We start from the raw sequence: 5237 nt of genomic DNA on the forward strand, positions 1-5237 counted from the left end.
TAGGAATTCATTTTGCACCACCTTTCTCCCGAATATTGTATCATATTCGGGAGAATCATTCAATTTAGATTATCATATTAATATTTATTCTCTTTACATTTCTTCCTATTGTTTCGACATAATACCCTCTAAACCAAATATTTCTATTTCCTTGTACTTTAAATGTTCATGTCAATCAAATATTGTCAGACTACATCAATTTTATCACGGGAGGATTTTTTCTTGAAGCAAAAACTATTGATTCCCCTGGCATAGCAAGGGGTTTTGTTTTGGTAAAACCACAAAAAAAGCTGGTATTAACCAGCTTAAATTTAACTATTATAAATTTCTCTATCAAGTTCATCTTCGCTTGCTGCAACTATTACTGCAGCAGATGAAGCAGCAGTTACGTTTGTTGCTGTTCTTCCCATATCAGCAAGTGATGAAATCGGCGCAAGAATTACTACCATTTCTACAGGAAGTCCCATAGCTGCAAATACTGCAGTTGTAGTAATGGTTGCTGTTCCGGGTACTCCTACGGTACCAAGTGATACTAGAAGAGCTACAAGGATTAACTTTATATAATCCCCTGTTCCGTATCCAAGGTTTAAGACATTTGATGTAAGGATAGCGGTCATCACTGGCCAAAATCCTGCACAACCTGGCATTCCCATGGTTGCCCCGGCTGGTGCCACAAAGGATGCAATTTTTTCAGATACACCTAAGTTCTTTTCAAGATTATCAACATTTGCAGGTATAGATCCTACTGAAGATTGGGTTGTAAAGGCAATTGCCTGTACAGAAAAGTTTTTCTTAAAGAACTTAAATGGATTTACCTTAGCAAAAAGACTTAATAGTGCCCCAGTTGTCACATAAGAATGTATAAAGCTTGCAAGGTATGTTAGTAATAAAATAAATACCAATGGCTTTATAGCTGTGTAGTCAATTCTTGCAATTGCTGATGCAATCAAAGATAGTACTGCATATGGGGTAAAGCTAGTCACAAGACTAACTAACCTATTTATAATTTCAGAAAAAGCATTGATAAAGTCTACAAATGGTTTAACTTCTTTTTCCTTACCTCTTTCAATTAAGCTTAGGGTCACAAAACCAATTAGAACCGCAAAGATAATTATTGGAATTACCCTCCCATTTGCTGCATCGGCAATTATATTTTTAGGGAAAAAGTCAATCACCGCTTGTGCAAATGTTGGTACTTCCTTAGCTTCAGCAACAGCTGGAAGTGGAATATTAGAATCTTTACCAATCTTAAAAATAACTGCTAAAATTACTCCGAGTAACGATCCCAATACATTGTGAAAACTTAAAATCCCAACGGTTTTTAGACCAATTGATTTAAGTCTATTTATAGATTCGTTTGAAATAACCACCTTAATTACAGATGCTAAAAGTAATGGAATTACAAGAGCAAAGAGCATATTTGCATATATTTCCCCAAAAATTCCAAATAGTTCGGTTTCTCCCTTAAAGATAAATCCAAGGCCAATTCCAAGAATCGATGCAGCAATTACCCTAATAGAGAAGGATATTTTCTTCTTTTTCATCAAGCTTAGGACATAAAAAAGTGCCAAGCCGACCAATAGTGCTAAATACTTCATAATAACTCCCTTCAATGTTTTATTTAATAACATAAAAAATGTGAATAATCCGCTTTCAACAAAGGACGAATATCATCGTATTCCTATTTTATAATTTCTAAAAATAGCAAACTCAATCAGGGTCAACAAGCTCCAATCCTTATAAAATACAACCTGAGATTAGTCACTCAAATTTGTATACCCCTGCTAAAAATACCTAAACATAAAATTAAAATAATTATTTTTAAAAAATGAACTGGGATTCACATTAATCCCAGTTTCATAATTAGTTATTTTTAATATAGTTTAGATCCTGCTGGAATATTTCCATCCAACATTAACAAGTTTAACTTCTCTTCACCATCATATTCATATACAGCTGATATAATCATTCCTTCTGAATCAATCCCCATCATTTTTCTTGGTGGTAGGTTTGTGATAGCTACTAGTGTCTTTCCTATTAATTCTTCAGCAGAATAATAGTCTTTTATACCTGAAAGAATTGTTCTTTCTTTATCAGAACCATCATCTAATGTAAATTTCAATAACTTCTTAGATTTTGGAACTTCTTCACAATTTATAACTTTCACTACTCTAAAATCAGATTTAGAGAATGTTTCAAAGTCGATCATATCTTCAAATAATGGCTCTACTTTAACTTTTGATAAGTCCAATTTTTCAACTTGAGAACATCCACACTCTTGGCTAGCTTTTATTAACGGATCGGCATTTGCTGCTTTATCCTTAGCTATTGGCTTCATTGTTGGGAATAATAGAACATCTCTAATAGTAGTTTGGTTGGTTAAGAACATAATAAGTCTATCTACACCGATACCTAAACCACCTGTTGGTGGTAAACCGACTTCAATAGCATTTAGGAAGTCTTCATCAAGTAAGGTTGCTTCCTCATCTCCTGAGGCTCTAAGTTCTAGTTGGTGTTCAAATCTTGATCTTTGGTCTTCTGCATCGTTAAGTTCTGAATAAGCATTAGCTATTTCTTTACCCATTACGAAGGCTTCATATCTATTTGTGAAATCAGGATTTTCTGGATTTCTCTTTGCTAGTGGTGATACTTCAACCGGATGTTGGGTAACAAAGGTTGGTTGTATCATCTTGTCTTCACAGAATTCATCAAAGAAAGCGAATATAATATTTCCTAATTTATCACTTTCTTTAACTTCTAATTTATAGTCTAAAGCTAATTTTTTAGCTTCTTCAAAATCAGTAATTTCATTGAAATCAATTCCAACATGTTCTTTTATAGCATCTACCATGGTTATACGTCTCCAAGGTGTTGTAAAGTCAATTGTTGTGCCTTGGTATTCTACTGTATTTCCACCATTAACCTTTTGATTAATTTCTAATACCATGTTTTCTAAAATTTCCATCATATCATTGTAGTCAGAATAGGCTTCATATAGTTCAATCATGGTGTATTCTGGATTATGAACTGGAGACATACCTTCGTTTCTAAACATCCTTCCCATTTCATAAACCTTATCAAAACCACCAACTATAAGTCTTTTTAGGTATAGTTCATTAGCTATTCTTAAATACATATCGATATCTAAGGTATTGTGGTGAGTTATAAATGGTCTTGCACTAGCTCCACCTGCAATGGTATTTAATATTGGTGTTTCTACTCCCAAGAAATCTCTTTTATCTAAAAATTCTCTAATAGCAGATATAATCTTTGTTCTCTTTTTGAATACTTCTTTTACTTCAGGATTTACAATTAAGTCAACATATCTTTGTCTATATCTTAAATCTGTATCTTTTAATCCATGGAATTTTTCTGGTAAAATTTGTAGTGACTTAGTTAGAAGTTGAAATTCTTGAGTAAGAATAGAAACTTCACCTGTTTGAGTCTTTATAAGTTTACCTGTGAATGAAACTATATCACCTGTATCTAATTGCTTGCTAGCATCATATACTTCATCACCTAATTCATCTTGTCTGTTAAAAATTTGTATTTGTCCACTAGCATCTTGTAATACCATGAAACTAATTTTACCGAAGGTCCTAACATTTAAAATCCTACCAGCTAAAGTAAAACTTTTACCTTCATTGTCTTCAAAGTTATCAACTAAATCTTTAGCCATGGCAGTTACATTTACTTTTTCAATTTCATGTGGGTTTTTACCATCGGCTTTTAATTTAGCTAATTTATCTCTTTTAATTTGAAGCATTTCATTAACATTATTATCTGCCATTTTTACCTTCCTTATCTAATTATTTCGTCTAACTTATATTGTACTACACCTGCTCTAGTTTTTACATCTATTGTTTGACCAACTTTAGTATTTAATAATGCTTTTCCTAAAGGCGATTCATTAGAAATTTTGTTTTTACTTACGTCAGCTTCTAATGTACCTACAATCATAAACTCTAATTCTTTACCTCTTTTTAATTCGGTTATTTTTATCTTATCACCAATTTGTACTGTCTTCACAGACTTATTATTTGTAGATTTAATAATTTCTACATTTTTTAATTGCTCTTCAATTTCAGCAATTCTTAGTTCAATTTTAGCTTGCTCATCTTTTGCCTCATCATATTCAGCATTTTCAGATAAGTCACCAAAACCACGCGCAATTTTTATCTTTTCTGAAGCTTCAGCTCTTTTTTCGTGAATTAATGTATCCAATTCTCTTTCAAGCTCTTCTTTTCCTTCTTGAGTTAATAAAACTTTATTCTTTATCATAATTCTCCTCTTTAGATAGTAAAACGGGCATAAAATCAATAGCATCACCAGATACACAATAGTATCTTATACCATTAATCATACCATTAGGCATTTTTAAAGCTTGGTCACCATGGATATGTCCGTATACAACTTTTTTTATATTATATTTTTTAAATATTTCTTCAAATTCATTGGCTTCCATTTTTTTATTAAATGGTGGATAATGCATCATGGCTATTATTTCATTATAGTCAGAATTCTTTGCTAGAGCATCGGTAATAGATAGTTCTAACCTATTTAACTCTCTTAAAAAAATCTTTTCATCAGATTCATCAAATCCTATAGTATCTCGACTTTCCCATCCTCTAGTACCTACAATTAAAGTTTCATTATACCTGAATGAATTATTTTGTAAAAAGTCTATAGTTTTATAGTCTAGAGATTGTAGCTTGCTTAAGCTTTGCCACCAATAGTCATGGTTGCCTTTCAAGATAATTTTTCTTCCATTTAATTGTTCAATTCTATCCAAATCTAATTTTACATCATTAATTTTCATTGCCCAGGATATATCTCCAGCAATCAGAACAAGATCATCTTTTTTTATAGTATCTTGCCAATTTTCAAATATTTTTTCTTCATAATTTTCCCAATTTCCACCAAAGACTGACATATCTTTTTCTTTAGTAATATCTAGGTGTAAATCAGCAATTGCATATATCATGGTTACCTCAATTGATGAATTATACTATAAGGACCTAATCAATTTCTCGACTAGGTCCTTATTTTTATTTATCAAATTCGTCTTCTAGTATATTTTTTAATATTTCTGCTTCTTCTTCTGTAAAAGTCACACCCTTACTCATACGAGTGTAATCTTCATTCCATTCTCTTAAATCATATTTAGCATCTCTTTCATTCCAAGATACAAGGTTGAGTTCTTTTCTCCACCCGTTTGACTTAGTAGAAAGAACGCC

Annotated in this window: 5 protein-coding genes and 1 pseudogene; all 6 read right to left on the reverse strand. The window is 31.9% G+C overall.

The genetic code is table 11. From position 1 onward, the window contains the following. Window positions 1-85: 85 nt before the first annotated feature. Window positions 86-192: pseudogene (locus tag Q0U66_RS05275) on the reverse strand (IS200/IS605 family transposase); the annotation flags it as partial. A 119-nt stretch (window positions 193-311) separates the two neighbouring features. Then, a complete protein-coding gene (locus Q0U66_RS05280; RefSeq protein WP_297378318.1) occupies window positions 312-1598 on the reverse strand; it encodes a dicarboxylate/amino acid:cation symporter in 1287 nt (428 codons plus the stop codon). 275 nt (window positions 1599-1873) lie between these two features. Continuing rightward, a complete protein-coding gene (lysS, locus tag Q0U66_RS05285) occupies window positions 1874-3790 on the reverse strand; it encodes a lysine--tRNA ligase (RefSeq protein ID WP_297378321.1) in 1917 nt (638 codons plus the stop codon). Between the two features lie 11 nt (window positions 3791-3801). Then, window positions 3802-4281, reverse strand: a complete 480-nt coding sequence (gene greA / locus Q0U66_RS05290) for a transcription elongation factor GreA (RefSeq protein WP_297378324.1) — start codon at window positions 4279-4281, stop codon at window positions 3802-3804. Continuing rightward, window positions 4268-4984, reverse strand: a complete 717-nt coding sequence (locus Q0U66_RS05295; protein WP_297378327.1) for a metallophosphoesterase — start codon at window positions 4982-4984, stop codon at window positions 4268-4270. The genes greA and Q0U66_RS05295 overlap by 14 nt, the downstream gene beginning before the upstream one ends. Window positions 4985-5048: 64 nt before the next feature. Further along, window positions 5049-5237: PC4/YdbC family ssDNA-binding protein (locus Q0U66_RS05300; RefSeq protein WP_297378330.1), on the reverse strand; the 189-nt coding region annotated here is incomplete at its 5' end.

This window comes from uncultured Helcococcus sp. (assembly GCF_946998255.1).
Lineage (GTDB): Bacteria > Bacillota > Clostridia > Tissierellales > Peptoniphilaceae > Helcococcus.